This window comes from Streptomyces sp. NPDC004629, assembly GCF_042873595.1.
In the GTDB taxonomy this organism is placed as follows: domain Bacteria; phylum Actinomycetota; class Actinomycetes; order Streptomycetales; family Streptomycetaceae; genus Streptomyces.
Map to the genome: position 1 here is coordinate 328,563 of NZ_JBIALO010000006.1, position 25,842 is coordinate 354,404.

At 72.7% G+C, this 25,842-nt stretch carries 24 protein-coding genes; 9 read left to right on the forward strand and 15 right to left on the reverse strand.

Features of this window, described 5'->3' with window-relative positions; all coding sequences use genetic code 11:
* Positions 1–42: 42 nt before the first annotated feature.
* Together ACFYTE_RS12010 and ACFYTE_RS12015 are read left to right on the forward strand one after the other, a co-directional pair.
* Positions 43–825, forward strand: coding sequence for an enoyl-CoA hydratase/isomerase family protein (locus ACFYTE_RS12010; RefSeq protein WP_388708287.1), 783 nt, complete (start codon positions 43–45; stop codon positions 823–825).
* Positions 826–923: 98 nt separating this feature from the next.
* The gene (locus ACFYTE_RS12015) at positions 924–1,523 is read left to right on the forward strand and encodes a flavin reductase family protein (RefSeq protein WP_388708289.1); all 600 of its coding nucleotides are present in this window, start codon (positions 924–926) and stop codon (positions 1,521–1,523) included.
* On the opposite strand, the gene ACFYTE_RS12020 is transcribed toward ACFYTE_RS12015, so the two are convergent.
* Complete coding sequence (locus ACFYTE_RS12020; RefSeq protein WP_388708292.1) at positions 1,520–2,902, reverse strand: MFS transporter; 1,383 nt, start codon at positions 2,900–2,902, stop codon at positions 1,520–1,522. The genes ACFYTE_RS12015 and ACFYTE_RS12020 overlap by 4 nt on opposite strands.
* Positions 2,903–2,973: 71 nt before the next feature.
* On the opposite strand from ACFYTE_RS12020, the gene ACFYTE_RS12025 reads away from it, so the two are divergent.
* On the forward strand, positions 2,974–4,038 hold the full coding sequence (locus ACFYTE_RS12025; RefSeq protein WP_388708295.1) for a GlxA family transcriptional regulator: 1,065 nt from the start codon (positions 2,974–2,976) through the stop codon (positions 4,036–4,038).
* On the opposite strand, the gene ACFYTE_RS12030 is transcribed toward ACFYTE_RS12025, so the two are convergent.
* The 3 genes from ACFYTE_RS12030 to ACFYTE_RS12040 all read right to left on the reverse strand — a co-directional run bounded on the left by ACFYTE_RS12030 (position 3,960) and on the right by ACFYTE_RS12040 (position 7,380).
* Complete coding sequence (locus tag ACFYTE_RS12030) at positions 3,960–5,009, reverse strand: alcohol dehydrogenase catalytic domain-containing protein (RefSeq protein ID WP_388708298.1); 1,050 nt, start codon at positions 5,007–5,009, stop codon at positions 3,960–3,962. The genes ACFYTE_RS12025 and ACFYTE_RS12030 overlap by 79 nt on opposite strands.
* Complete coding sequence (locus tag ACFYTE_RS12035; protein ID WP_388708300.1) at positions 5,009–6,157, reverse strand: acyl-CoA dehydrogenase family protein; 1,149 nt, start codon at positions 6,155–6,157, stop codon at positions 5,009–5,011. The genes ACFYTE_RS12030 and ACFYTE_RS12035 overlap by 1 nt, the downstream gene beginning before the upstream one ends.
* Positions 6,158–6,468: 311 nt before the next feature.
* Entirely contained in the window at positions 6,469–7,380 is a 912-nt protein-coding gene (locus ACFYTE_RS12040; protein ID WP_388708302.1) for an SDR family oxidoreductase, read from the reverse strand.
* A gap of 84 nt (positions 7,381–7,464) precedes the next feature.
* On the opposite strand from ACFYTE_RS12040, the gene ACFYTE_RS12045 reads away from it, so the two are divergent.
* Positions 7,465–8,391, forward strand: coding sequence for a cyclase family protein (locus ACFYTE_RS12045; RefSeq protein ID WP_388708305.1), 927 nt, complete (start codon positions 7,465–7,467; stop codon positions 8,389–8,391).
* 205 nt (positions 8,392–8,596) lie between these two features.
* Here the strand turns inward: ACFYTE_RS12045 and ACFYTE_RS12050 are convergent, their stop codons facing one another.
* From ACFYTE_RS12050 to ACFYTE_RS12070, 5 genes are all read right to left on the reverse strand, one after another.
* On the reverse strand, positions 8,597–9,061 hold the full coding sequence (locus ACFYTE_RS12050; protein WP_388708390.1) for an ATP-binding protein: 465 nt from the start codon (positions 9,059–9,061) through the stop codon (positions 8,597–8,599).
* Positions 9,062–9,079: 18 nt separating this feature from the next.
* Entirely contained in the window at positions 9,080–9,217 is a 138-nt protein-coding gene (locus ACFYTE_RS12055) for a hypothetical protein (protein WP_351739096.1), read from the reverse strand.
* Between the two features lie 397 nt (positions 9,218–9,614).
* Complete coding sequence (locus ACFYTE_RS12060) at positions 9,615–10,640, reverse strand: acyl-CoA dehydrogenase family protein (protein WP_388708308.1); 1,026 nt, start codon at positions 10,638–10,640, stop codon at positions 9,615–9,617.
* A 7-nt stretch (positions 10,641–10,647) separates the two neighbouring features.
* Positions 10,648–11,781, reverse strand: coding sequence for an acyl-CoA dehydrogenase family protein (locus ACFYTE_RS12065; protein ID WP_388708311.1), 1,134 nt, complete (start codon positions 11,779–11,781; stop codon positions 10,648–10,650).
* Positions 11,781–12,974 (reverse strand): amidohydrolase family protein, encoded by a 1,194-nt coding sequence (locus ACFYTE_RS12070; protein ID WP_388708314.1) that lies wholly within the window; start codon positions 12,972–12,974, stop codon positions 11,781–11,783. Before ACFYTE_RS12070 ends, ACFYTE_RS12065 begins: the two co-directional genes overlap by 1 nt.
* 161 nt (positions 12,975–13,135) lie before the next feature.
* Here ACFYTE_RS12070 and ACFYTE_RS12075 point away from each other — a divergent pair, with 161 nt between their 5' ends.
* Positions 13,136–14,653 (forward strand): class I adenylate-forming enzyme family protein, encoded by a 1,518-nt coding sequence (locus ACFYTE_RS12075; protein ID WP_388708316.1) that lies wholly within the window; start codon positions 13,136–13,138, stop codon positions 14,651–14,653.
* Positions 14,654–14,656: 3 nt separating this feature from the next.
* On the opposite strand, the gene ACFYTE_RS12080 is transcribed toward ACFYTE_RS12075, so the two are convergent.
* Entirely contained in the window at positions 14,657–15,169 is a 513-nt protein-coding gene (locus tag ACFYTE_RS12080) for an EF-hand domain-containing protein (RefSeq protein WP_388708319.1), read from the reverse strand.
* Positions 15,170–15,437: 268 nt separating this feature from the next.
* Positions 15,438–15,818, reverse strand: a complete 381-nt coding sequence (locus ACFYTE_RS12085) for an STAS domain-containing protein (protein WP_388708321.1) — start codon at positions 15,816–15,818, stop codon at positions 15,438–15,440.
* 333 nt (positions 15,819–16,151) lie between these two features.
* Here ACFYTE_RS12085 and ACFYTE_RS12090 point away from each other — a divergent pair, with 333 nt between their 5' ends.
* Both ACFYTE_RS12090 and ACFYTE_RS12095 read left to right on the forward strand, forming a co-directional pair.
* Positions 16,152–16,730 (forward strand): sigma-70 family RNA polymerase sigma factor, encoded by a 579-nt coding sequence (locus tag ACFYTE_RS12090; RefSeq protein ID WP_388708323.1) that lies wholly within the window; start codon positions 16,152–16,154, stop codon positions 16,728–16,730.
* The gene (locus tag ACFYTE_RS12095; protein WP_388708326.1) at positions 16,727–18,046 is read left to right on the forward strand and encodes a maleylpyruvate isomerase N-terminal domain-containing protein; all 1,320 of its coding nucleotides are present in this window, start codon (positions 16,727–16,729) and stop codon (positions 18,044–18,046) included. The genes ACFYTE_RS12090 and ACFYTE_RS12095 overlap by 4 nt, the downstream gene beginning before the upstream one ends.
* 228 nt (positions 18,047–18,274) lie before the next feature.
* Here ACFYTE_RS12095 and purU read toward each other — a convergent pair whose 3' ends face one another.
* Together purU and ACFYTE_RS12105 are read right to left on the reverse strand one after the other, a co-directional pair.
* Complete coding sequence (gene purU, locus ACFYTE_RS12100; RefSeq protein WP_388708329.1) at positions 18,275–19,156, reverse strand: formyltetrahydrofolate deformylase; 882 nt, start codon at positions 19,154–19,156, stop codon at positions 18,275–18,277.
* A 46-nt stretch (positions 19,157–19,202) separates the two neighbouring features.
* Complete coding sequence (locus ACFYTE_RS12105; protein WP_388708331.1) at positions 19,203–19,703, reverse strand: hypothetical protein; 501 nt, start codon at positions 19,701–19,703, stop codon at positions 19,203–19,205.
* 117 nt (positions 19,704–19,820) lie between these two features.
* Here ACFYTE_RS12105 and ACFYTE_RS12110 point away from each other — a divergent pair, with 117 nt between their 5' ends.
* Positions 19,821–21,137, forward strand: coding sequence for an ABC transporter substrate-binding protein (locus ACFYTE_RS12110; protein ID WP_388708334.1), 1,317 nt, complete (start codon positions 19,821–19,823; stop codon positions 21,135–21,137).
* 24 nt (positions 21,138–21,161) lie between these two features.
* On the opposite strand, the gene ACFYTE_RS12115 is transcribed toward ACFYTE_RS12110, so the two are convergent.
* Together ACFYTE_RS12115 and ACFYTE_RS12120 are read right to left on the reverse strand one after the other, a co-directional pair.
* Positions 21,162–22,847: a hypothetical protein gene (locus ACFYTE_RS12115; RefSeq protein WP_388708336.1), complete on the reverse strand. Its 1,686-nt coding sequence runs from the start codon at positions 22,845–22,847 to the stop codon at positions 21,162–21,164.
* Positions 22,848–23,071: 224 nt separating this feature from the next.
* Positions 23,072–24,457, reverse strand: coding sequence for a transcriptional regulator (locus ACFYTE_RS12120; RefSeq protein ID WP_388708338.1), 1,386 nt, complete (start codon positions 24,455–24,457; stop codon positions 23,072–23,074).
* A gap of 272 nt (positions 24,458–24,729) precedes the next feature.
* Between ACFYTE_RS12120 and ACFYTE_RS12125 the strand changes: the two genes are divergently transcribed.
* A complete protein-coding gene (locus ACFYTE_RS12125; protein WP_388708341.1) occupies positions 24,730–25,383 on the forward strand; it encodes a bifunctional DNA primase/polymerase in 654 nt (217 codons plus the stop codon).
* The last annotated feature ends 459 nt before the right edge of the window (positions 25,384–25,842 follow it).

Here is a 25,842-nt window from a genome sequence, read left to right on the forward strand (position 1 = left end):
GGTGGCGCGGTGACGGGGACGAGCATGGGGATGGGGATGGGCATGGGGATACGGCACGAGGTGCGCGACCGCGTCTCGCGCATCACGCTCGACCGGCCCGAGGCGCTGAACGCCCTCACCCCCGAACTGCGCGAGCGCGTCATCGCGCTGCTGGCGGAGGCGTCCGCCGACCCGGACGTACGGGCCGTGCTGCTCACCGGGACCGGGCGCGGCTTCTGCGCGGGGGCGGACCTGCGGGGCGGTGCTACGGCGGGCGAGCGGGTCGCCGGTGACGTGGCGCGCATGCTGCGGCTCGGGGCGCAGCAGCTGATCGCGGCCGTGCTGGACTGTGAGAAGCCGGTGCTGGCCGCGGTGAACGGCACGGCGGCCGGCCTCGGCGCGCATCTCGCGCTCGCCTGCGATCTGGTCCTGGCCGCCGAATCGGCCCGCTTCATCGAGGTGTTCGTGCGCCGCGGCCTGGTACCGGACGGCGGCGGCGCCTATCTCCTGCCCCGGTTGGTCGGGCCGCAGCGCGCCAAGGAGCTGATGTTCTTCGGCGACGCCCTGCGCGCGGCGGACGCGGAGCGGCTGGGGCTCGTCAACCGGGTCGTGCCGGATGGGGAGTTGGCGAAGACGGCGGGTCTGTGGGCGGAGCGGCTGGCCGCCGGGCCGACCCGGGCGCTCGCGCTCACCAAGCAGCTCGTCAACGCCTCCCTCGACGCCGACCGAGCCACCGCGTTCACCGCCGAGGCGACGGCCCAGGAAATCAACATGCCCACACACGACGCCCAGGAGGGCCTGACGGCCTTCGGCGAGCGCCGGGACCCCGTCTTCAAGGGCCGCTGACCGTCACGACGCCTGAACCCCACGGCCGGCTTCCAGAACCGCACCTTTCCGCCGCCGGGGTTCCTATCTGACGATGCGTCAGCTTCAATGGTGGTGTGATGGGACACGCAGGGATGGCGGCCGTCGCCGTCCGTTACCTCAGGTCCGTGCCGGGCTCCGCCGGCCCCGTCGAGCCGCTGCCGCGCCCCGATCTACGGTGCGTCCGCGAGGACGAGCGGGCGCCGGTGGACCGGACGGAGTTCCGCCGGGTGCTCGGGCACTTCGCGACCGGCGTGACGGTGATCACTGCACCGGCCGCCGAGGGCGAGACCGCCCCGGCCGGCTTCGCCTGCCAGTCCTTCTCCTCCCTCTCCCTCGATCCCCCGCTGGTCGCCTTCATGGTGGGCCGTACGTCGACGACCTGGCCGCGCATCGCCCGCGCGGGCGTCTTCTGCGTCAACGTCCTCGCCGCCGACCAGGGCGACCTGTGCCGCGCCTTCGCGGTGAGCGGCGCGGACAAGTTCACGGACGTCCCCCACGACGCGGCACCGGTCACCGGCTCCCCCCGGCTGACCGGCGCCGCCGCATGGATCGACTGCACGATCCACGCGGTGCACACGGGCGGCGACCACCTGATCGTGGTGGGCCGGGTGACCACCCTGGGCACCCCCGCCCAGGACACCCCACCCCTGCTGTTCCACCGGGGCCGCTTCCTCTAGCCGAGTCGCCGGTCCAGGCGGGCTGTCCCGGACGGGTCGCCGGTCCAGGCGGGCTGGACCGTTGCCGGGGTCGGTGGGTGGCGGCGGATGATCAGGGCCATGAGGGCCGCTGCCGCGCACAGGGTGCCGGAGGCGTACCAGACCATGTCGTAGGAGCCGAAGACATCGCGTGAGACGCCGCCCAGGTAGGCGACGAGGGCCGCGCCGACCTGGTGGGAGGCGAGTACCCAGCCGAAGACGATGGCGCTGTCCGCGCCGTACTGCTCGCGGCACAGGGCGAGGGTGGGCGGCACGGTGGCGACCCAGTCGAGGCCGTAGAAGACGATGAAGAAGATCATCGGCGGGTGGATGCTCGGCCCGAGCAGCATGGGCAGGAAGAGCAGGGAGATCCCGCGCAGGGCGTAGTACACGGCGAGCAGGCGGCGCGGCTCGAAGCGGTCGGTGAACCAGCCGGAGGCGATCGTGCCGACCACGTCGAACACGCCGATGACCGCGAGCAGCGACGCCGCCGTCGTGATGGGCATGCCGTGGTCGTGGGCGGCGGGCACGAAGTGGGTCTGGATCAGGCCGTTGGTGGAGGCGCCGCAGATCGCGAAGGTGCCGGCGAGCAGCCAGAAGGGCCCGGTGCGGGCGGCGGAGGCCAGCACGGCGAGGGTGCGCCGGGCGGCGCCGGTGACGGGGGCCGGCTTGGGCACGAACTCCGGTGCGCCGTACGGCTTGAGGCCCACGTCGGCCGGGTGGTCGCGCAGCAGCAGCCATACGAACGGGACGACCGCGAGGGCGGCAAGGGCGACCGTCACGGCGGCCGGACGCCAGTCGTACGTCTCGACGGTCCAGGACAGCACCGGCAGGAAGATCAGCTGCCCGGAGGCGGAGGCGGCGGTGAGGATGCCGGTGACCAGTCCGCGGCGCTCGGTGAACCAGCGGTTGGTGACGGTCGCGGCGAAGGCGAGGGCCATGGAGCCGGAGCCGAGCCCGACCAGCAGGCCCCAGCACAGCAGCAGTTGCCAGGCCGCCGTCATCCACACGGTCAGGCCCGAGCCCAGCGCGATCACGGTCAGCGCGACGGCGACCACCTTGCGGATGCCGAAGCGGTCCATCAGCGCGGCGGCGAACGGCGCGGTCAGCCCGTACAGCGCGAGATTGATGGAGACCGCCGCGCCGATCGTGCCGCGCGACCAGCCGTACTCCTGGTGCAGCGGGTCGATGAGCAGGCCGGGCAGCGAGCGGAAGGCCGCCGCGCCGATGATCGTGACGAACGTGACGGCGGCCACGAACCACGCGCGGTGCACCGGTGTGCCGCGGCCCCGCCACGGACGCGCCGATCGGGACTCGTCCGGCCGCCGGACGGCCGCTGCGGCATCGCTTGTCTGAGTCACGTCATAGAGCTTCCGGTGCCGCAACGCCTCCGGCGAGTGGCCCGGAGGACAGCGTTCGTTAGGATCGGGCCATGACCGCAGAGCCGTACTTCCGCCCGCACCGCGTCGTCGTCCTCGCGCTGGACGGCCTGCTCCCCTTCGAACTGGGCATCCCGCACCGGGTCTTCGGCCGCCCCAGGGACGCCCGCGGGCGGCACCTGTACGAGGTCGTCACCTGCTCGGTCCGGCCGCCGGGACCGGTGGAGACCGACGCCGACTTCGCCGTCCATGTGGCGCACGGTCCGGAGGCCCTGGCCACCGCCGACACCGTCGTCGTCCCGGCCTCGTACGAGCTGGGCCCCGTCTACGAGCGGGGCGTGCTCGGCGAGGAGCTGGCCGCCGCGCTCGCCCGTGTCCGCCCCGGCACCCGGCTCGCCTCCATCTGCACCGGCGTGTACGTCCTCGCCGCCGCCGGGCGCCTCGACGGCCGCCCGGCGACCACCCACTGGGCCGACGCGGAACGGTTCCAGCGGATGTTCCCGAAGATCAAAGTGGACGCCGACGTGCTGTTCATCGACGACGGCGACGTGCTGACCTCGGCGGGCGTCGCCGCCGGGATCGACCTGTGCCTGCACCTCGTGCGCCGCGACCACGGCACCGCCGTCGCCAACGACGTGGCCCGCCGCATGGTCGTACCGCCGCACCGCGACGGCGGCCAGGCGCAGTACATCCACCGGCCGGTGCCGGACCCGCAGCTGGCCACCACGACCGCCGCCCGCGCCTGGGCGCTTGGCCGCCTCGACGAACCGATCCAGCTGCGCGACCTGGCCGAGCAGGAGGCCATGTCGGTACGCACCTTCACCCGCCGCTTCCGCGAGGAGGTCGGCGTCAGCCCCGGCCAGTGGCTCACCCAGCAGCGCATCGAACGCGCCCGGCACCTGCTGGAGTCCACCGACCTCTCCGTCGACCAGGTGGCCCGGGACGCGGGCTTCGGTACGGCCCAGTCGATGCGCCAGCATCTGCAGACGGCGCTCGGCGTCACACCCACCGCGTACCGGCGCACCTTCCGCGCGGACGGTCAGAACGTCAGCACCGCGCGGGCCAGCCGTCCCGCCGCCGCGTCCGCCCGGGCCTTGTCGAAGTCCTCGACCGGGTAGGTCCCGGTCACCAACTCGTCCAGCAGCAGTTGTCCTTGGCGGTACAGCTCGGCGTACAGGGCGATGTCACGCTGGGGGCGGGCGGAGCCGTAGCGGCAGCCGAGGATCGACTTGTCCAGGTACATGGCGGAGACCAGGAAGGACGCCTCGGCCGTGGCCGGCGGCACCCCGAGCAGGACCGCCTGCCCGTGCCGGTCCAGCAGGTCGACCGCCCGGCGGATCAGATCGGTGCGGCCGACGCACTCGAAGGCGTGGTCCGCGCCGTTCGGCAGGACGTTCCGCACCGCGTCCGCTGAGGTCAGGAAGTCGGTCGCGCCGAACCGCCGGGCCGGCGCCTCCTTCGCCGGGTTGGCGTCCACCGCCACGATCCGCAGGGCGCCCGCGATCCGGGCGCCCTGGATGACGTTCAGACCGATCCCGCCCGCGCCGATCACCAGCACGCTGTCCCCGCGCTCCACCCGGGCCCGGTTGAGCACGGCGCCCACGCCGGTCAGCACCCCGCAGCCGATCAGCGCGGCGCACGGCAGCGGGACGTCCTTCGGGATGCGGACCGCCTGCACCGCCTTGACGACCGTGCGTTCCGCGAAGGCCGAGTTGGACGCGAACTGGAACAGCGGCTCCCCGCCGCGGGTGAACGGCCGGCCCGGGCGGCCGATGGCCCGGCGGCACATGGTCGGCCGGCCGCGGTCGCAGTCCGCGCACGTACCGCAGTTCGCGAGCGTGGACAACGCGACATGGTCGCCGGGCGCCACATGTGTTACGCCCACACCGACCGCTTCCACCACCCCCGCACCCTCATGGCCCAGCACCACCGGAACCGGGAAAGGTATGGTGCCGTCCACCACCGACAGATCGCTGTGGCACAGCCCGGCCGCGGCGACCGCGACCAGCACCTCGCCGGGGCCCGGATCCCGCACCCGAAGATCGTCGACGACCCGTACCCGCTCACCGTCGAACACCACACCGCGCATCACACGGCTCCCTTCGGCTCCCTCGGCAGACCGAGCACACGCTCGGCGATGATGGTGCGCTGAACCTGGTCGGAGCCGCCGTAGATGGTGTCGGCCCGGGAGAACAGGAACAGGTGCTGCGCCGGGTCCAGTGCGTACGGCTGCTGCGGGGACCAGTCCGCCGGGCCGGCGGCGGCCGCCGCGCCCCGCACCCGCACCGCCAGCTCGCCCAGCCGCTGGTGCCAGCCCGCCCACAGCAGCTTGGCCACGCTGGGCGCGCCCGGGTCGTCCGCGCCGCCCAGGGTGCGCAGGGCGTTCCAGCGCATGGTGCGCAGCTCGGCCCACAGCCGGACGAGGCCGGCGCGCAGGACCGGGTCCGCTGCCGCGCCGGTCCGCACCGCCGTGCGGACGACCTGCTCCAGTTCCCGCGCGAAGCCGATCTGCTGGGCGAGCGTCGACACCCCGCGTTCAAAACCGAGCAGGCTCATCGCCACCCGCCAGCCCGCGCCCTCACCGCCGACGACGTGCTCCACGCGCGCGTACGCCCCGTCGAAGAAGACCTCGTTGAAGTCGCTCGTGCCCGTCAGCTGCCGGATCGGGCGGACCTCGATCCGGCCCGGCTGGTCCATGGGCACGAGCAGAAAACTGAGCCCGTGGTGCCGGCGGGAGTCCGGGTCGGTACGGGCCAGCACGAAGCACCAGTCGGCCTCGTGAGCGAGGGACGTCCAGATCTTCTGGCCGCTGACGCGGTAGCCGTGCGGCTCGCGTACGGCGGTGGTGCGTACGCCGGCCAGGTCGGAACCCGCGCCGGGTTCGCTGTAGCCCTGGCACCACAGCTCCTCGCCGGCCGCGACGGGCGGCAGGAAGCGGGCCTTCTGCTCAGCGGTGCCGTGGGCGATGAGGGTGGGTGCGAGCAGGTTCTCGCCGATGTGCCCGGAGCGTGCGGGTGCGCCCGAGCGGGCGTACTCCTCGGCCCAGGCGACCTGCTGGGTCAGTCCGGCGGTGCGGTTGCCGTAGCCCGGCTCCGGCCAGCCCAGACCTATCCAGCCGGCCTTGCCGAGCGTGCGTTCCCAGGAGCGGCGGTCCTGGGTGGCGCCGGCGTGCGCGGCGAGCCAGGCGCGGGCCTCGGAGCGGAATGCGTGGTCCTCTGGCGTGAAGCCGAACTCCATGCTGCGTCTCCCTGCGCGGGTGCGTTGGCTGGGGCGTGGTCGCGCCGTGGGGGCGGGCGTCGTCTGCTGTCTGCGGGTGCGTTGGGCTGGGGCGTGGTCGCGCCGTGGGGGCGGGCGTCGTCTGCGGGTGCGTTGGGCTGGGGCGTGGTCGCGCCGTGGGGGCGGGCGTCGTCTGCCGTCTGCGGGTGCGTTGTGGCTGGTCGCGCAGTTCCCCGCGCCCCTGTCGGGGCGCTGCTGGACCGTGGGCTCGTGCGTTCGGTCTGCTGGTGCGTCGTGGCTTGTCGCGCAGTTTTCCGCGCCCCTGTCGGGGGTCATGCGTTTGGGCGGGAGTTTGAGCGGGCAGCCTTTGCCATGGCTGTGAGTTGGGTCAGCAAGGGCATCGGGTCGACGCCCACCGTGCCGGGTAGGAAGTCGGCGATGCGTTCCGGGGTCCAGGTGCCTTCCGTGTAGGCGGCTCGCAGTTCGCGGGGCTGGGCCCAGACGGCGATCTTGGGACCGGCGATCGTGTACACCTGGCCGGTGATGGGCAGTTCGCGGGCGCGGTCGGAGAGCAGGTAGACCACGAGCGCGGCGACATCCTCCGGTTCGCCGATCTCCGTCAGCTCCATCGGCACCCCGGCCGACATCCGGGTGCGGGCCACGGGTGCCACGGCGTTCGCGGTCACCCCGTACCGGTGCAGGCCGAGCGCCGCGCTGCGGACCAGGGAGATGATCCCGCCCTTCGCGGCGCTGTAGTTGGCCTGGGACACCGAGCCCTGGTGGTTGCCGCTGGTGAAGCCGATCAGCGTGCCGGACCGCTGTTCGCGCATGACCGCGGCGGCGGCGCGGAACACGGTGAACGTGCCCTTGAGGTGGGTGGCGAGCACCGGGTCCCACTCCTGCTCGGACATGTTGAACAGCATCCGTTCCCGCAGGATCCCGGCGACGCAGACGACCCCGTCGAGGCGCCCGTACGCCGACAGGGCCGTCTCGACGACCCGCCGGCCGCCGGCCATCGTGGAGACGTCGTCGGCGACCGCGACCGCCTCGCCGCCCGCCGTCTCGATCTCCTTGACGACGGTGTCGGCGACCTCGCTGCTCGGCGCGCTGCCGTCGGTCGCCACACCGTAGTCGTTGACGACGACCCGCGCTCCCTCGGCCGCCGCCGCGAGGGCGACCGCGCGGCCGATGCCCCGCCCGGCGCCCGTCACGGCGACGGCCTTGCCTGCCAAGAAGTTCCCCACGCCCGGCCCCTTCCCGCGGTTTCTGACGGACCGTTAGATTCTATGGCGCTTCAGACAGCCGGAGACAAGCCCCGGGAGGCCACGATGTCCTTGCCCGACGAGTTCCACGCCATCGCCAAGCGCGTGAACAACTGGGGCCGTTGGGGGGCGGACGACGAGATCGGCACCCTGAACCTGATCACCGACGAGGTGGTCCGGCAGGCCGCGGCCACCGTCCGCTCCGGGCGCCGCGTCCCGCTCGCACTGCCGCTGTGCCAGGACGGCGTGCAGACCGGGATGATCCCCGGCCGGGTCAATCCGCTGCACGCGATGGTGCAGATCAACCAGGAGGTCTTCGGGCCGGGGACGGTCGCATGCAGCGACGACGCCGTGACGATGGGCCTGCAGGCCGGCACGCACTGGGACGCGCTGCCCCATGTCTCGCACTCCGGGAAGCTCTACAACGGACGGCCCGCCCACACGGTGTCGGCGCACGGCGGCGCGGAGTTCGGCGGCATCGACAAGGTCCGGCATCTGGTCTCGCGCGGCGTGCTGCTGGACGTGGCACGCGCGCGTGGCGTGGACCGGCTGGAGGGCGGGCACGCGGTCACCCCGGAGGATCTCGACGCGGCCGAGGAACTGGCCGGTACCCGGGTGCGGGCCGGTGACGTGGTGCTGGTGCGGACGGGGCAGATACGGGCGTATCTGGCGGGCGACAAGCACGGTTACGCCCATCCCTCGCCGGGTCTTTCGGTGCGCACCCCGGAGTGGTTCCACGCGCGCGATGTCGCGGCCGTCGCGAACGACACGCTCACCTTCGAGGTCTTCCCGCCCGAGATCGACGGGCTGTGGCTGCCCGTGCACGCCCTCGACCTGGTGGAGATGGGGATGCTCCAGGGGCAGAACTGGAATCTCGAAGAGTTGTCCACAGCCTGTGGAGAAGCGGGCCGGTACGCCTTCCTGCTGTCGGCGATGCCCGAACCGTTCGCAGGCGCCACGGGTACGCCGGTCGCCCCGGTGGCCATCCTCTGAGGCTTCTTCCGGGGCTCCGGCCCGACCCACACTCGACGAGGGCTTCCGTCACCAAGCCCTTGCCGTCCCCTCGCGGCGAATCGCAGACCACAAGCGTGATCAGACGGTCACGAGGCGTCAACACCCGTACGAGGATTTATTGGTTATGCCTTCTTCATACGGGTGCGCACGGATGCACGGACCGGCGCATCGCCATGTTCCCGGGCTACACCGCCTCGAACGCCAGCCCCTCGTACGCGGACCCGCTGCCCCCGTACGCCGCCGCCGCGCTCCCCTGGGGCCGGTCGCACCGGTCGAGTTCGCACCAGATGCGCTTGCCCCCGCCCTCCGGGTTCCAGCCCCAGCGGTCGGCGAGGCCGTCGACGAGCGCGAGGCCCCGGCCACCGGTCGCCTCGCCGCCGGCGCACCGCGGCACCGGCGCCCGAGCGCTGGTGTCGGCCACCTCCAGGCGCACCGTGGCCGGCTCCGCCGCCGTACCGGGCAGCGAGAGCCTGAGGACGGCGGGACAGCCGGTGTGCACCACGGCGTTGGTCACCAGCTCGGACACGAGCAGGATCAGGATCTCGGCCAACTGCTCGTCGGCCGCTATCCCGGACCCGGCGAGCCGCGAACGGGCCCATCTGCGGGCCCGCCCCACCTCTGCGGGGTCGGGTCGGATCTCCAGCTGCACTTGAAGCACCTGCACCGCTCACACCATCCGAACCGGCGGACACATGACCCGACGCCACGCGCACGCCACGACGAGGGCCGCGACGAGCACCACGACGAAGGCCACGATCGTAGCCATTTTCTGCATGGGCAGGACAACGACCACAGCAAGGGTCACGGAACGTGACTCCCTTACGAGACAGCATGGTTGACGTACAGTCACCCCAACAAGCGCTTCGGGCATATTCCAGCGCGAAGGAGTACGCGTGCGGCATACTGTGCGACGCTCGCGGCGGGGGGCCGCACGGGCGGGGACGAAAGCCCTGATCGCCCCGCGAGCAGCAGCGCGCACCGCCGGATGCGGAGCCACCCCAGGGGCAACACCGGCATGGCTCGTGCTCGGAACCGCTCGCATCCCACACAAGGTACCGGAGGGGACGGCCGACTCCGGGCCGTGACGAGTCACGCGGAGGACACAAGCCGATATCAACGCTCCGTGATCCGGGAATGCCACGTTCCGTGACATCGGCGAGGGGTGCGCGGCACCCGGCAGCCCGGCGGGTTCTCCCCGGCCGTCAGCCGGCCAGATCGGCGGCGAGCAGTTCCGCTCCGTCGGTGCCGCCCCCGCCGCGCCGGGCCCGCAGCCATGCCCGTTTCAGCTGGAGATGAACCTCGGACTCCCAGGTGAAGCCCATGCCGCCGTGCACCTGGAGGCAGTCCCGGGCGCCGCGCACGGCCGCCTCGTCGGCGAGCAGCCGGGCCGCCGCGATGTCCACCGGGTCGCCGGTGACGGCCGCCGCGTACACCGCTGCGCGCGCCGTCTCGGCCCGCACCAGCATGTCCGCGCACAGGTGTTTGACCGCCTGGAACGCCCCGACGGGCTGTCCGAACTGCTCACGTGTCCGGGCGTGTTGCACGGCCAGTTCGCACACGCGCGTGGCCGTGCCGAGTTGTTCGGCCGCGGTGAGCAGGACCGCCACGGGGTCCGGCGCGACGGAGCCAGGCACCACAGGGTCAGGCGCGACGGGGCCCGGCGTGACGGGGCCAGCCGCCGCGCCGACCAACCCGGCACCGCCGACCGCTCCGGCCTTACCAACCGCCACGGCCCCAGCGACCGCCCGGACCTCACCGATCGCTCCCGCCCCGCCGGCCGCCCCGGCCGAAGGCACCCGGTGCAGCGGGGTCAGCGGGTCCACCGACCGCACCGGGACCGCCGCCGAGGCGTCCCCGCGCACCACGTCGGCCGCCGTCAGCCACTCCACGAGGCCCCCGTCCACGGCCGTCACCACCGCCTCCCCGGTGGCCGCCCCCGGCACGGTGCCGGCCGCGAGATGCGTGGCCACCAGCGGGCCGGGCAGCAGCGCCCGGCCGGCCTCCTCGAAGGCCAGCACCGCCTCCGGCAGCCCGGCCCCCGCCCCGCCGTCCGCCTCGGGCAGCCGCAGCGCGAACAGGCCCGCCGCGCCCAGCTCCCGCCACAGCGCCCGGTCCAAGCGGGGCGGGCCGAGCGCGGCCCGCAACTGCCACGCGTCCCGCCGACGGGCCAGCAGCTGCCGCACACCGTCCCGCAACGCGCGTTGCTCCCCGGTGAGTTGAAAGCGCATCGGCCGCTCACCGCCCCTTCGGCAGGCCGAGGATCCGCTCGGCCACGATGTTCCGCTGGATCTGCGACGTACCGGCGGCGATGGTGTACGACAGGGAGGACAGCCGGTCGAGGACCCACGGCCGGTCCAGGTCGAGGCAGTCCGCGCCGAGGACGTCGGCCGCCGCGTCGTACAGCTCCTGACGGGCGTGCGAATACCTCAGTTTGAAGACCGAACCGCCGACCCCTGGCACCCCGCCGACCCGTTCGGCCTCGCTCACGTTCCACTGCGTCAGCCGCCACAGGGCCCGGAACTCCGCGTTGAGCACGCCGAGCCTGCGGCGCAGCGCCGCATCGTCCCAGCGGCCGTTGGCGCGGGCCTCGCGGGCGAGTTCGCCCAGCACCCGGCGGCAGGCGACCACCTCACCGGCGAAGGCCGTGCCCCGCTCGAAGGAGAGCGTCACCATGGTCACGCGCCAGCCGTCGTTCTCCGCGCCGACCCGGTTGGCCACCGGCACCCGCACCTCGTCGAGGAAGACCTCGGCGAACTCCGCCGACCCGGCGAGCGTGCGCAGCGGCCGTACGGTGACGCCCGGGGCGTCCATGGGCATCGCCAGCCAGGTGATGCCCCGGTGCCGCGGCGCGTCGGGGTCGGTGCGGACCAGCAGCTCGCACCAGTCGGCGACCTCGGCGTGCGACGTCCAGACCTTGGACCCGCTCACCACGTAGTGGTCGCCGTCCCGCCACGCGCGCGTGCGCAGCGCGGCGAGGTCGGATCCGGCGTCCGGTTCGCTGAAGCCCTGGCACCACACCTCCTCGCCGCGCAGGATCGGCGGCAGCCAGCGCGCCCGCTGCGCGGCCGTCCCCTCCGCGGCGATCGTCGGGCCGGCGTGCAGCAGCCCGACGAAGCCCGCCCCCACATAGGGCGCGCCCGCCCGCTCCGTCTCCTCCAGGAAGATCAGCAGCTGCGTCGGCGGTGCGTCCCAGTGCACATCGGCGTACCCGGCGTCGTACAGCATCCGCTGCCAGCCGAGGTCGTAGGCGCGGCGCGCGGGCCAGTCCTCCGGGGACGGCCTGGCCGGCAGGGTGGGCAGCGCCTTGGCCAGCCACTGACGCAGCCGCGCCCGGAAGTCCTCCTCCTCCGGCGTGTACGACAGGTCCACTAGCGGTCCAGGTCGAGGCCGAGCATGCGGATGGCGTTGCCCCGCATCAGCTTGTACACGGTCTCCTCGTCGAGGCCCTTCACATGGTCGAGGGCGACCTCCTTGGTGTGCGGGAAGGTCGAGTCGACGTGCGGGTAGTCGGTCTCGAAGGTGGCGTTGTCGCGGCCCACGGCGTCCAGGGACGCGACCCCGTGCTTGTCGCGGAAGAAGCAGCAGAAGATCTGCCGGTAGTAGTACGTCGACGGCGGTTCCGGGATCAGGTCGCGGACGCCGCCCCAGGCGCGGTGCTCCTCCCAGACGTCGTCGGCGCGTTCCAGGGCGTACGGGACCCAGCCCATCTGGCCCTCGGAATAGGCCAGTCTGAGCCGCGGGAACTTCACCAGCACGCCGCTGAACAGGAAGTCCATCATCGAGGCCATCGCGTTGTTGAAGCTGAGCGAGGCCTGGACGGCGGGCGGCGCGTCCGGCGAGGCGGCCGGCATCTGCGAGGAGGAGCCGATGTGCATGTTGACGACGGTCCCGGTCTCCTGGCAGGCGGCGAAGAACGGGTCCCAGTGGCCGGAGTGGATGGAGGGCAGCCCGAGGTGGGTGGGGATCTCGGAGAAGGTCACCGCCCGCACCCCGCGCTCGGCGTTGCGCCGGATCTCCGCGACCGCGAGGTCCACGTCCCACAGCGGGATCAGGCACAGCGGGATGAGCCGGCCGCCGCTGCCCGCGCACCACTCCTCCACCATCCAGTCGTTGTAGGCGCGCACGCAGGCGAGCGCGACCTCCTTGTCGTGGGCCTCGGCGAAGGTCTGCCCGCAAAAGCGCGGGAAGGTCGGGAAGCAGAGGCTGGCCTCGACGTGGTTGAGGTCCATGTCCTTGAGCCGCTCGACGGGGTCCCAGCAGCCGGGCCGCATCTGCTCCCGGGTGATCCCCTCCAGGGTCATCTCGTCGCGGTCGAAGCCGACGGCGGCGATGTTGCGCTTGTAGGGGAACTTCAGGTCCTCGTAGATCCACCAGTCGGTGGGCTGGCCGTCCGGGTCCATGGTGATGCGGTACTTGCCGCCGATGTAGGCCAGTTCGCCGATCCCGGCGGTGAGCGGCTTGGGCCCGCGGTCCCGGTACTTCGCCGGCAGCCAGGTCTCGAAGAGGTGGGCGGGCTCGATCACATGGTCGTCGACGCTGATGATGCGGGGCAGTTCGGGCATGGGTCCCCTCCGCCTGACGTGGTGCTGACGGCCGCACGAATCTGATGGACCGTCAGAAGTCCTCCGGGCAGGAGACTAGTCCCGCACCCCTGGACCGACAAGGCGCACGGCCCTACGCTCTCCGCACTATCTGACGCTCCGTCAGCCGAAGGGGGGCGGGGATGGACACCGCCGCACACGAACTGAGCACGTCCCGCACGCTCTGGCAGCTCCTCGCCCGCCGCGCCGCGCTCACCCCCGCCCGCCCGGTGTTCCTCCAGGACGACCGGACGCTGACCTTCGACGGTCTGCGCGCGGGCGCCGAGCGGGTGGCGGCGGGCCTGCACGGCATGGGCGTACGGCCCGGCACGGTCGTCGCCTGGCAGCTGCCCACCCGCATCGAGACGGCCCTGCTGTCCTTCGCGCTGGCCCGGCTCGGCGCCGTGCAGTCGCCGGTCATCCCGTTCTACCGGGACCGGGAGGTCGGCTTCGCGCTGCGCGAGTCCAGGGCCGAGTTCTTCGCCGTACCGGGCACCTGGCGCGGGTACGACCACACGGCGATGGCGCGGCGGCTGGGCGCGAAGGGGATCTTCGAAGCGTACGACACACTGCCCGACGGCGATCCCGGGCGGCTGCCGCCCCCGCCCGCCGAGGGCGCCTCGGTGCGCTGGATCTACTGGACCTCGGGGACCACCTCCGCCCCGAAGGGCGTGCTGCACACGGACCGCTCGCTGATCGCGGGCGGCTCCTGCCTCGCCCACGCGCTACGCCTGCGACCGGACGACGTGGGCTCGATGGCCTTCCCGTACGCGCACATCGCCGGCCCGGACTACACGGTGATGCTGCTGCTGTACGGCTTCCCGGCGGTGCTGTTCGAGCAGTTCGCGCTGCCGACGGCGCTCGCCGGGTACCGCAGGCACCGGGTGACGGTGGCGGGCGGCTCCACGGCCTTCTACTCCATGTTCCTCGCCGAACAGCGCAAACGGCCCGGCGAGAAGATCATCCCGACGCTGCGGCTGCTCGCCGGCGGCGGGGCGCCGAAGCCGCCGGAGGTGTACCACGCCGTGGTCCGTGAGATGGGCGTGCAGCTCACCCACGGCTACGGCATGACCGAGGTGCCGATGATCACCATGGGGGATCCGCAGGACACGGCCGAGAACCTGGCGACGACGGAGGGGCGACCGCCGGAGGGGATGGAGATACGGATCGTCGACGGGGAGGTGCGGCTGCGCGGGGAGGCCGTGTGCCGGGGCTATCTGGACCCGGCGCAGACCGCGGAGGCGTTCGACGAGGACGGGTTCCTGCGCACCGGCGACCTCGGGTACCTCACCGACGGCGGGCACCTGGTGCTCACCGGCCGGCGCAAGGACGTGATCATCCGCAAGGGCGAGAACATCTCGGCCAAGGAGATCGAGGACCTGCTGCACGGGCATCCGGCCGTCGGGGACGTGGCGGTGATCGGGCTGCCGGACGCGGAGCGCGGGGAGCGGGTGTGCGCGGTGGTCGAGCGGGCCGTACCACCGCCTGGGGACGGGGAGTTGACCCTGGAGGCGGTGACGGCGTACCTGCGCGCGGAAGGGCTGTCGGTGCACAAGCTGCCGGAGCGGCTGGAGGTGGTGGACGCCCTTCCGCGGGGCGAGACGCTGCGGAAGGTACTCAAGTACGAGCTGCGGGAGCGCTTCTCGGGCGGCGGGCGGTGAGCGTCACTCCGGCACCGTGAAGTAGCGGGCGAACGCGGGGACGATCTCCGCCTCCGCCACCCGGCCGTCGCCGTCGGTGTCCAGCGCCGCGGCCACCGGCCCTGCGATGCCCTTCGGGACGCCGAGGATCCGTAGCACGCGCGCGGTGTCGTCGACCGTGGCCGCTCCGTCTCCGTCGGTGTCCGCGACGGCCAGGGCCGCGTGCAGGAAGGGGCGGGCGATCTCGGCGAACCGCTCGGGGTTGTCCCGCAGGCGCTTGACCGCGCCGGTCACGAACTCCTCCCGGGTGATGCGCTGGTCGCCGTCCCGGTCCGCTATCCCCGCCATGCCCTGCCAGAACGCCTCGGCGCCCGCGTACAGCGCCTGCCCCTTGTCGGAGCGGGCCGCCGTGCCGAACTCGGCGAGCAGCGCCTTGGCCGCCGCGCTGAAGTCCTCCCGGTCGATCCAGCCGTTGCCGTCCTGGTCGAAGGTGGCGAACCGGGCTGCGATCCGGCGCTCGTACTCGGTGCTGACCATGTCTTCTCGGGCCGCCTTACGTCACGTGGGATGCATCTCGCACGGAGCGTACGACGCCGACGCCGACCGCGGAGCGGTAAGCCGACGCTTGTGCCAAGACCGGGGGAATTCTGCAACAACAGTGTCACCCCCAAACACCCGGCGACCTGCCGCAGGCGGCAGAGGCAACGGCACCACACCGCCCCGGTGGCTACGACCTCACACCGGGACGGGGCGCTGCAGGCTTATGGCGAGGTGGGCGAGGGGGGCGTGTGGGGTTGTGTCGGGGTTAGGCCGTGAGGGGGTTGGGTTCTTCTTCTGTGGCTGTCTTGAGGGTGGGGTGGATGTCGAAGAGGCGGCGCACTCCGAGGGCGCCGAGGACCCGGTTGACGTGCGAGCCGTCGTCGGCGCCCCGGGCGGGCAGGATGAGCCGCAGCCGGCCGCGGCAGGAGCGGATGAGGCGCCGGGTGGCTATCAGCACGCCGACCCCGCTGGAGTCGCAGAAGAAGACCTCGGAGAGGTCCAGCACGAGCAGACGGTGCCCCTCGGCCACCGCGTCGTGCACCCGCTGGCGCAGCACCGGCGAGGTCACCAGGTCCAGTTCGCCCGACACCCGCAGCACGGCCCAGCCGCCGCGCTCGTCCTCGGTCACTGTGAACGCCACCACCACGCCTTTCGCTCGCCGGGACCTCCCGGAACCATCCGGAACCACACGGAACCGCCCGGAAACGGAAGTTCCTCCTACGCTTCCTTGCAGCGCGGCTGCCCAGCGGCCGTTCCCTGAAACACACCAGCAGAAACGAAAAACCGGAAGAAGAGGCTTGTTCCAGTCGTCTTCGATCCTGTTCGATCGGACGTGGACGCGCGTCCGCGAAGGTCCTTTACCACCTGCGGTCCGCCGGGGGCGTGCAATGCCGCAAAGGCGCATGCTCCGTCGGACCTGCCGATTACATTCGAGGAGACGGTGGGTAGGCGCTGGACAGGGGCAAGGGGAGGGGGCCGCATGGCGAAGAAGGGCGCACCGCCCCGCTGGGACCGCACGATGCAGCAGCGGCTCGCGCGCGGCGAGGCCGCGGCCCTCGGCGAACTGTACGACCGCTTCGCCTCACTGGTGCACGGCCTCGCCCATCGCGTACTCGGCGACGATGAGGCCGCCGACGGCATGACCCGCGAGGTCTTCGCCCACGTCTGGGAACACCCCGACGCCTACGACCCCCGGCAGGGCCCACTGCGCTCCTGGATGGCCGCGCTGACCCACCGGCTCGCCGTGCAGCGGCTGCGCGCCACCGAGACCGCCGCGCTCACCCAGGGCGCCGACGCCGAGTCCCGCGCCGAGGAACTGGAGCGCAAGGTGCGCCACGCCTCGATCGCCGCCCGCGCCGACTACATCGTCCACTCCATGCCCGCACCGCTGCGCGCCGCCCTGGACCTGGCCTACGTCCAGCGCCGCGACTACCGGCAGACCGCCGCCGATCTCGGCGTCACGGAGGACGAGGCCCGCCGCCGGCTCCGCCTCGGCCTGCAACTGCTGTCCACCGCCCACGACGCCGGGACGCCCCCGGAAGACGGGGGCGCGCGGTGAGCGGAGCGGAGCGGTTCGATGCGCATGACGACCACGAGGAGCCGGGTGCCGGCAGCGGTGCCGAACGTCCGCCGGGGGCGGGCGGCCCCGACGGCCCGCGGCCCGGTGACGGTCCCGAACCGGAGCGCCCGCCGCGCATCCCGATGCCCCGTGCCTCCGTCGAGGACGGCGGGCGGCCGCTGCCCGAGCCGGACGCGGCGCCGCCCGCTCCGACGCTGCCGCACGGCGTGCTGAGATCACTGCTCGGCGCGTGGGCGCTGGCCGCCTGCTCGGCCGCCGAGACCGCCGCCGTCGAGGAGCACCTGGGCGAGTGCGGCACCTGCGCCGACGAGGCGCGTCGGCTGCGCGAGGCGGTCGGCCTGCTGCACCGGCCCGAGAGCCTCGACCTGGATCCGGCGCTGCGCACCCGGGTCCTCACGAACTGCCTGGACCGGCGTCCGCCGCGCATCCCGCTGCCCGAGTGGGCGACGCCGTACGACGCCGAGACCGCCCGGCTCGACGCGCTGCTCCAGGACATCGGGGCCGCCGAATGGCATGCGCCGGTGCGGCTGCGGTGGTTCGAGGGCGACGCGGCGACGAGCCGCCGTACCACCGTCGCCGGGGTGATCGCGCATCTGCTGTCGGTGGACGGTCTGGTCGCGGTGGCGCTCGGCCTGGAGGACCCCGTGGCCGAGCAGGGCGTGACGGGTCCGGCCGCGCGCACCGAGGCGTACTGGCGGGCCTCGCACTTCCCGCCGACCCGTACCGTGCGGGCGCCCTGGCGGGCGCAGAGCCACAACCTGGTGCGGACGGTGTCCTTCACCGGTGGCGGCGCCGGGAAACTGCCCATCTCCTACGGCGACTTCACCCTGCCGCTGCGTGACGCCATGCTGGACCGGGCCTTCGAGTGCTGGGTGCACGCGGAGGACATCGCGGAAGCGGTGGACTACCCGTACGAACCGCCCGCGCCGCGCCATCTGCACCGCATGATCGACCTGGCCGCCCGGATGCTGCCCGGGGCGCTGGCGGCCCGGCGGCAGGCGGGGCTGGCCGCCATGAGCGGCACCCCGCACCTGGTCGCGGCCGGCCGCCCGGGCCGCAGCCTCCGGCTGGAGATCGAGGGTGCGGGCGGCGGCGAGTGGCTGATCCCGCTCGACTCGCCGGGCGCGGCGGGCTCCGCCGAGTTGGAGGTGGCCCATGTCGCCCTGGACGGCGTGGAGTTCTGCCGGCTGGCCGCGGGCCATGTGCCACCGCAGGAGGCCGCGGCCGGCCAGACCGGTGACCGCGAGGCGATCCGCGACGTCCTGTTCGCCACGGCGGGCTTGAGCCGCATGTAGCGGGCCGTAGGAGCGGGTTGCGGTTCGTCGGCGGCTGCGGCTCGTGGGGGCCGTTCGCGCAGTTCCCCGCGCCCCTGAGCCCGGACCAGCTCAGCCCCCTCGACCGGCACCGGCTCCCGAACTACTAGAGCAGGCTAGAGCCGCATGCAGCCCCGCCAGGGGCGCGGGGAACTGCGCGAGCAACCCCCCACCACCCCGCACCCGCCAACAACCTGACGCCCCGAACTACTAGGCGAAGACCACCGTACGACGCCCGTTAAGCAGAATCCGCCGCTCCGCATGCCACTTCACGGCCCGCGCCAGCGCTTGGCACTCCACGTCCCGGCCGATCGCCACCAGCTGGTCCGGGGTGACGTCGTGCCCCACCCGCTCGACCTCCTGCTCGATGATCGGGCCCTCGTCGAGGTCGGCCGTCACATAGTGGGCCGTGGCACCGATCAGCTTCACACCGCGGGCGTGCGCCTGGTGGTACGGCTTCGCGCCCTTGAAGCTCGGCAGGAAGGAGTGGTGGATGTTGATGATCCGGCCGCTGAGCCGCTTGCACAGGTCGTCCGAGAGGACCTGCATGTAGCGGGCCAGGACGACCAGCTCGACCCGCTGCTCGCGGACGATCTCCAGCAGCCGCTCCTCGGCCTGCTCCTTGGTGTCCTTGGTCACCGGGATGTGGTGGAAGGGGATGTGATACGACTCCACCAGCTCGGTGAACTCAGTGTGGTTGGAGACCACAGCCGCGATCTCCACCGGCAGCGCGCCGATCCGGGCCCGGAACAGCAGGTCGTTGAGGCAGTGGCCGAACCTGCTGACCATCAGGACGATGCGCATCTTCTCGTCGGCCCGGTTGATCTGCCAGTCCATCTGGAACGAGTCACCGATCGCCGCGAAGCTCGCCCGCAGCTTGTCCACGGTGACCGGGGCCTCCGCCGAGAAGTGGACCCGCATGAAGAACAGTCCCGTGTCGTGGTCGCCGAACTGCTGACTGTCCTCGATGTTGCACCCGGTCATGAACAGATAGCTCGACACGGCGTGCACGATGCCCTTCTTGTCCGGGCACGAGAGAGTCAGGACGTACTGGTCGGACGGGGCCGCGGCCCGGGTGGACTGCTCGTTCATGCAGCACAGGGTCCCACATCCACCCCGGCACGGAAGGCACGGCCCGCTACGCGGACCGTGTCATGATGCGCAGCACCTCAAGGCTGCGCGGCGGCACCTCGGGGTCGTCGCCGTCGCTCATGGACATCCGGACGTGCGCGTCCCGCGCCGCCCGCACCGCCTCCGGCCAGCCCTGGTGTTCGAGGTACGCGGCGACCGGCGCGTCCGGGCCGACCTGGTGCATGATCCGCAGCACCCGCAGCACGGCGGTGTCGACGAGCGCCGCCTCCTGCGAGTCCCGGAAGATCGTGCCGACGTACTTCTCGGCGGACCAGCTGTCCAGCCAGGTGTCCTCCACCAGCCGGTACACGGCATCGGTCACGTCCCCGTACCCGTCGACGCCGGCCAGCCAGACGTCCCGCTGGAACACCGGATCGGAGAGCATGTGCAGCGCGGAGCGCACATTGCTGCGCCAGCGCCACCACGGCATGTCGTTCAGTGGCATGCCGCCCATGGTGGAGGAGCGACGGCCGCGACGGGAAGAGTTCTCCGAACCTTGCACGGTCACCGATCGTACGTTCCCCGACGGCGGCGCCTGACCGACCCCCGTAATTCACCTCTATGTCACCTTTGGTTGACCCAAGGACACTCGCCGGTTAGCGATGTGGCGGAATCGTGCGTGGACATGACCGGCAGGCGACGCATCCGCAAGACCCTTCTCCCCGCCCTCTCCCGGCCCGTCAAAGCCGCCGCGCTGTCCGCGGGCGCGCTCGTGGCCGGTGTCTCGCTCGTCGCCGGATGCGGGGTCATCCCGGGTACCGCGGGCGGCTCAGAGGACGACTCGATCAAGGTGATGACCTGGGCGCCGCAGGACACCAGCGCCACCAACAAGGCCGGCATGCCCGCCGTGGCCGCGGCCTACGCCCGCTGGATCAACTCCCAGGGCGGCATAGGCGGCCGTAAGCTCAAGGTCCTGACCTGCAACGACCACAACAATGCGGTGGGCGCGGCGAAGTGCGCCCGGCGGGCGGTGGACGAGAACGTGATCGCGGTCGTCGGCTCCTACAGCCAGTTCGGCGACTCCTACTTCGCGCCGCTGGAGGGCGCGGGCATCCCGTATCTGGGCGGCTACGGCGTGACGAACGAGGAGTTCACCAGCGCCCTGTCCTACCCGGTCAACGGCGGCCAGCCCACCCTGATGGCCGGCCTCGGCAGGGCGCTCGCCGACAGCTGCGGCCCCGTCGCCCTGATCCGCCCCGACAGCATCGCCGGCGACCAGCTGCCCGAACTGATCGACTCCGGACTGGCCTCGGGCGGTCACGACGCGGCGAAGGACCAGCTCGCGCCCGAGGACGCCACCGAGTACGGCGGCCAGTCCGAGCAGGCGCTCAAGGCGGCGACCGCGGACCCGTCACAGAAGGGGTGCGTGGTGCCCGCGATCGGCGGCCGCACGGACACCTTCATGGACTCCTTCCGGCGCGCCCGCGGGGACTACCCGGAGGTGCGGACGGCCACCGTGCTCGGCAGCGTCGACCAGAGCGTGATCAACGCGACGGGCGGTGCGAGCGGGCCGTACGAGGGCTCGTACATCACGGGCTGGTACCCGGTGGCCTCCGACAAGCGCTGGGACCCCATGAAGAAAGTGATCAACAAGGAGGCCTTCGGCGACAACCGGATCGACCCCGCGGACGCCGGGGTGCAGACCACGTGGATCGCCTACACCGTGCTGCGGGCCGTCCTGGAGAAGATCGGCGACGGCGAGGTGAGCGCCGACAGCGTGCGCCGGACCCTGAACTCCGGGTTCGAGATCGCCACGGGCGGACTCACCCCCACCCTCAGCTGGCCCCAGCAGGGCCAGGGCAAGCTCGCCTCCGTCGGACTGTCCCGTCTGGTCAACGCGCAGGTGACCCTCCAGGTCGTGCGCGGGGGCCAACTGGCGGCGGCCAAGGACGGGGGCGTCGTGGACGTCACCAAGACGCTGCTGAACGCCAACCTCAGCTGACCCGGCCGCGCCCGCCGCCCCGGCTCACAGCTGGGTCGGCTGGCGCTGGGTGAGGCCGTACGTCTTCGCGATCGTGTTCCACAGCGGTGCCGCCTTGGCCTTCTCCGCGCTCGCGGTGCCGCTGTCCCGGTTGCCCGCCTGGGTCTGGCCGGTGATGCGGGCCTGCCCCTTCTTGCAGCCGTGCTTCCCGGCGGTCTGGTCCGCCCAGGCCGCGTAGTGGTTGTCGGCCGACGCCGAGGCATGCCACGCCTTGGTGAGCGCGGTGGTCAGCTCGGCGTGGTTCGGCAGCTTGTCCACGGCCAGTTGCGACAGGCGGGTGACCAGCTCGGAGCGCTGCTTGGCCGCGTCCCGCAGGTCCCCGGCGGCCCGGCCCAGGTTCTGGCACGCCTTCACATCGGACACCGCCTTGATCACCGAGGCGCGGCTGCTGCCGCTGTCGGCGAGCAGCTTGTCCAAGGCGACGGCCTGCTGCTCGGCGGGGTCGGCGGACGGCGACGGCGACTCCTCCTCGGCGGGGGCCGAGGCGGCGACGGTCTTGTTGCGGTCGCCCTGGTCGTCGTCGCCCCCGCCGCTGAGCAGCGCGCCCGCGCCGACCCCGAGGACGATGATGCCGATGCCGGCGGCGGCGATGAGCGGCACCCGCGAGCGGGACCGGCCGCCGCGCCCCGCGCGCCCGCCGCCGTCCTGCCCGCCGCGCCGTCCGCCGCCCGGGCCCTGCGGGGCGTGGGCGGGCTGCGGCTGCCCGGCGTACGGATCCTGCGGCTGCTGGAGGGACGGCATCTGCTGGGTGGCCGGGGCCGGTCCCGGACCGGCCGCGGCGCCGCGGAAGAGGTTGTCGAACTCGGCGGGCGGCTGCCGGTCCCCGCCCGGAGCGCCGCCGTACGGGGCGGCCACTGGGGCGATGTACTGCGTGGCCTCCGCGTCGGGGTTGGGGGCCGCGGACTGCGGCTGGTCGGCCCGCCCGAGGAATCGGGTCTCCTCGCCCGACGTCTCGGGCGGCAGGGCGCCCGGCGCCACCGGCGGTATGTACTGGGTGGCGCCCTCGTCCACGGGTGCCGGGGCGGGGCCGGGGCCGCCGGCGGCGACGGGCGGCAGGAACTGGGTGGCGCCCTCGTCCGCGGGTGCCGGGGCGGCGGCCGGCGGGAAGTACTGCGTCGCGTGGTCCCCGGCGGCCGAGGGAAGCGGGGCCCCGTACGGCTGCTGCTGGGCGCCACCGCCCGCGTACGGCTGCTGCGTCGCGTCGCCGCCGGGGCCGTACGCCTGGTGCTGCGCGCCGTGCGCGCCGGAGCCGTACGCCGGTTCCTGCGGGGACCGGCCGCCGTACGACGGTGCCGGGGCGCCCTCGGGAGGAAGCGGGCCGGCGCCCGGGGCGGGCGGCTCCTGGGGCGCCCACGGGGCGGATTGCCCGCCGGGAGCAGCCCATTCCTGCGTGCCGGCCGGAGCCCAGCCCTGGCCGGGCTGGGGAGCGGCGGTCTGCTGCTGGTCGGGACCCCAGGGCCGGTCCCACGACTGGCCGCCGGCCGGCGCGGCGGCCGACTGGCCGCCGACCGGGGGGCGGCCGGCCGGGGGGCCGCCGACCGGGGCGGCCGGCTGGTTCGCGGCCGGCTGCGGGGCGGATCCGCCCGTCATGCCCGGCAGCAGGGGCTCGCCGCCGTCGGAGGGCAGCACGATGCCTTCGCGCGCGGGCTCGCCCTGTCCACTCTGCGTCACCGGGACTCCTACGAATGGGGGACCTTCGGAATCGTCGGCTCACGCTACCGGGTCTCCCGAGTCGGGTGCCACGCAGCTCAGGGCAAGACCTTCTGCCCTGTGACGCCTGTAACAAAACCACCTCGCGGCGCGCTGCTTATGGGCACGTCCGCGCGTCAACGCTTCGTTTCCCGGACGTTCAGGCACCCGACGGGCCGTCGTTCATGCCACGGCGGGTGACCGCCTCACGCGGCCTGCTGGACGTCAAGCCGCGCCCCGAACTCCCGTACCACCGGCTCGTCCCGGAACGGCTCAAGACGCTGCTGGAAGTCCTCCAGATACTCGGCGCCGCGGTTGGACCGGAGCGTCTCCAGGAGTTCGACCGCCTTCAGCCCGGTGTGGCAGGCCTGTTCGATCTCCCGCTGCTGCACCCGTGCCGTGGCGAGCAGCACATAGCCGATGGCCCGCCTGCGGGCCCGCCCCGCGGGGTGCCCGGCCAGCGACTGCTCCGCGTACCGCGCGGCCTCCTCGGCCTGCACGAGGTCACGGTGGCAATGCGCCAACTCGTCCGACAGATAGGCCTCGTCGAAGTGCCCGATCCACGCCGGGTCGTCCCCGGATTCCGCGTCGGCCGACTCCATGGCCGCGATCGCCCGCCCGGACGCCGTCTGCGCCGCCCGTACGTCGCCCAGCAGCGCGTGCCCGCGCGCCTCGGCCGCATGGAACATCGCCTCGACGCGCGGGGTGACGCGGCCCCGCGCCCCCTCCTGGGCCGCCCGCGCCAACTGCGCGATCTCACGCGGGTTTCCGAGCTGCGCGGCCAGATGACTCATGGACGCGGCGAGCACATAGCCGCCGTATCCGCGGTCGCCCGCCGCCTGCGCCAGCCGCAGCGACTGGATGTAGTACCGCTGGGCCAGCCCGGGTTGGCCGGTGTCGATGGCCATGTATCCGGCCAGTTCGGTCAGTCGGGCCACCGCGGCGAACAGATCACGGCCGACCGCCTCCCGGTAGGAGCCGGCGAGCAGCCCGGAGACGACACTGTTGAGGTAGTGCACGACCACCGGGCGCACATGCCCGCTGCCGTACTGGTGGTCGAGCTCCACGAGCGCCTGGGTCATCGCACGCACGGCCGCCACGTCCGACTGCCCCACGCGCGCCCCCGCCTGGCGCGCCACCTGCGCGTCCGGCGCCGAGATCAGCCAGTCGCGGCTCGGCTCGACCAGCGCGGACGCGGCCACCGACGAACCGGACAAGAAGTCCCTGCGGCCCACGTCGCTGCGCCACAGCTCACAGACCTGCTCGATCGCCCCCAGCACCGTCGGCGAGAACTGGAGACCGACGCCAGAGGCCAGGTTCTTGCCGTTGGCCATCCCGATCTCGTCGATGGTGACCGTACGGCCCAGCTTGCGGCCCAGCGCCTCCGCGATGATCGCCGGAGCACGTCCGCGCGGCTGCTGTCCGCGCAGCCAACGGGCCACGGACGTCTTGTCGTAGCGCAGGTCGAGGCCGTGCTCGGCGCCGCACATGTTGACCCGGCGGGCCAGCCCGGCGTTCGAGCACCCCGCCTCCTGGATGAGCGCCTGCAACCGTTCGTTCGGCTGCCGCGCGACGAGAGGCCTTGCGGCCATGGCATACCCCCTGCGAACCCCTGGAGCGAAAGATCCAGCTGTGAAGATCGATGCCCCGCCTCATACCGAAAATGCGGGACATGCACGGATTGCCGGAGTAAAGGCTGGTACCGGCCCCAGGGGTGGCTACCCCGGTCACGCCCTGCTTCCTCCCGCGCGCCCCCACAGATGCACCCATGCGCCCCAGTTGAGGAATCGATGCTCCTCCCCCGCGCGCGGTCCTGTCATCGCACTGGCCGTAACCCGAGGTGGGCGCGGGAGTTGAGTGGGGCGTGGAAGAGACGATCGCTGGCGCCGAAGCCGCCAAGATTCCGACGCAGCGCGGGGCATCGCTGCTGGAAACCGCCATTCGCTACGCCGAGGAGCGGCACTGGGACGTGGTCCCCGGCACCTGGCTTGAGGCCGCCGGCTGGGAACAGCGCTGCTCCTGCGGCAACCCCGTGTGCGCCGCCCCCGGCGCACACCCGGGGCGCGCGGACTGGGAGGCGCAGGCGACCGGGAGCGCGTCCGTCGTCCGCCGGATGTGGCAGAAGCAGCCGAGGGCTTCGATCCTGCTGCCGACCGGCCGTACCTTCGACGCGCTGTCCGTCCCGGAGTCGGCCGGGTTCCTGGCGCTGGCCCGGATGGAACGGATGGGGCTGGCGCTCGGGCCGGTGACGCTCACCCCGGACCGGCGGATGAACTTCTTCGTCCTGCCGGGCGCGGCCCTGAAGCTGCCGGAACTGGTCCGCGGGGTGGGGTGGTCGGTGGAGTCCCTGGATCTCGTCGTGCTGGGCGAAGGGGCGTATGTGGCTGCGCCGCCTACGCGGTTCGGGTCGCTGGGGGCCGTGCAGTGGGCCTGCCGGCCTACTGTGGCGAATCGGTGGTTGCCGGATGCGGAGGAGTTGATTTCGGCGTTGGCGTATGCGTGCGGTAGGGATCGGTAGCGGGGCGCCTATTCGTCTGCGTGGCTGAGGAGGCTTGGCGGGTGCGGGGTGGTGGGGCCGTTCGCCCACTCGTCTGCGTGGCTGAGGAATCTTGGCGGGTGCGGGGTCGTGGGGCCGATCGCCTACTCGTCTGCGTGGCTGAGGTGGCTTGGCGGGTGCGGGGTGGTGGGGGCTTTTCGCGCAGTTCCCCGCGCCCCTTTGGGGCCTAGTCGTCTGCGTGGCTGAAGAAGCCTGGCGGGTGCGGGGTCGTGGGGCCGTTCGCCTACTCGTCTGCGTGGCTGAGGAATCTTGGCGGGTGCGGGGTGGTGGGGGCTTTTCGCGCAGTTCCCCGCGCCCCTTTGGGGCCTAGTCGTCTGCGTGGCTGAGAGGGCTTCTCGAAACCGAGTGTGGTGGCTGGGTTTGCGCTGGTCAGGCGTGATGCCGGGGCGGGTGAGGTAGATCCGGTGCGTCCGTGGAGGT

What these genes read in the sequence shown, in the direction of transcription:
- ACFYTE_RS12060 (WP_388708308.1), bottom strand. Translation starts at nt 10,640, where the DNA reads ATGCGCTTTCAACTCACCGGGGAGCAACGCGCGTTGCGGGACGGTGTG.
- ACFYTE_RS12015 (WP_388708289.1), top strand. Translation starts at nt 924, where the DNA reads ATGGGACACGCAGGGATGGCGGCCGTCGCCGTCCGTTACCTCAGGTCC.
- ACFYTE_RS12030 (WP_388708298.1), bottom strand. Translation starts at nt 5,009, where the DNA reads ATGCGCGGTGTGGTGTTCGACGGTGAGCGGGTACGGGTCGTCGACGAT.
- ACFYTE_RS12025 (WP_388708295.1), top strand. Translation starts at nt 2,974, where the DNA reads ATGACCGCAGAGCCGTACTTCCGCCCGCACCGCGTCGTCGTCCTCGCG.
- ACFYTE_RS12035 (WP_388708300.1), bottom strand. Translation starts at nt 6,157, where the DNA reads ATGGAGTTCGGCTTCACGCCAGAGGACCACGCATTCCGCTCCGAGGCC.
- ACFYTE_RS12075 (WP_388708316.1), top strand. Translation starts at nt 13,136, where the DNA reads ATGGACACCGCCGCACACGAACTGAGCACGTCCCGCACGCTCTGGCAG.
- ACFYTE_RS12010 (WP_388708287.1), top strand. Translation starts at nt 43, where the DNA reads ATGGGGATACGGCACGAGGTGCGCGACCGCGTCTCGCGCATCACGCTC.
- ACFYTE_RS12090 (WP_388708323.1), top strand. Translation starts at nt 16,152, where the DNA reads ATGGCGAAGAAGGGCGCACCGCCCCGCTGGGACCGCACGATGCAGCAG.
- ACFYTE_RS12080 (WP_388708319.1), bottom strand. Translation starts at nt 15,169, where the DNA reads ATGGTCAGCACCGAGTACGAGCGCCGGATCGCAGCCCGGTTCGCCACC.
- purU (WP_388708329.1), bottom strand. Translation starts at nt 19,156, where the DNA reads ATGAACGAGCAGTCCACCCGGGCCGCGGCCCCGTCCGACCAGTACGTC.
- ACFYTE_RS12110 (WP_388708334.1), top strand. Translation starts at nt 19,821, where the DNA reads ATGACCGGCAGGCGACGCATCCGCAAGACCCTTCTCCCCGCCCTCTCC.
- ACFYTE_RS12120 (WP_388708338.1), bottom strand. Translation starts at nt 24,457, where the DNA reads ATGGCCGCAAGGCCTCTCGTCGCGCGGCAGCCGAACGAACGGTTGCAG.
- ACFYTE_RS12045 (WP_388708305.1), top strand. Translation starts at nt 7,465, where the DNA reads ATGTCCTTGCCCGACGAGTTCCACGCCATCGCCAAGCGCGTGAACAAC.
- ACFYTE_RS12070 (WP_388708314.1), bottom strand. Translation starts at nt 12,974, where the DNA reads ATGCCCGAACTGCCCCGCATCATCAGCGTCGACGACCATGTGATCGAG.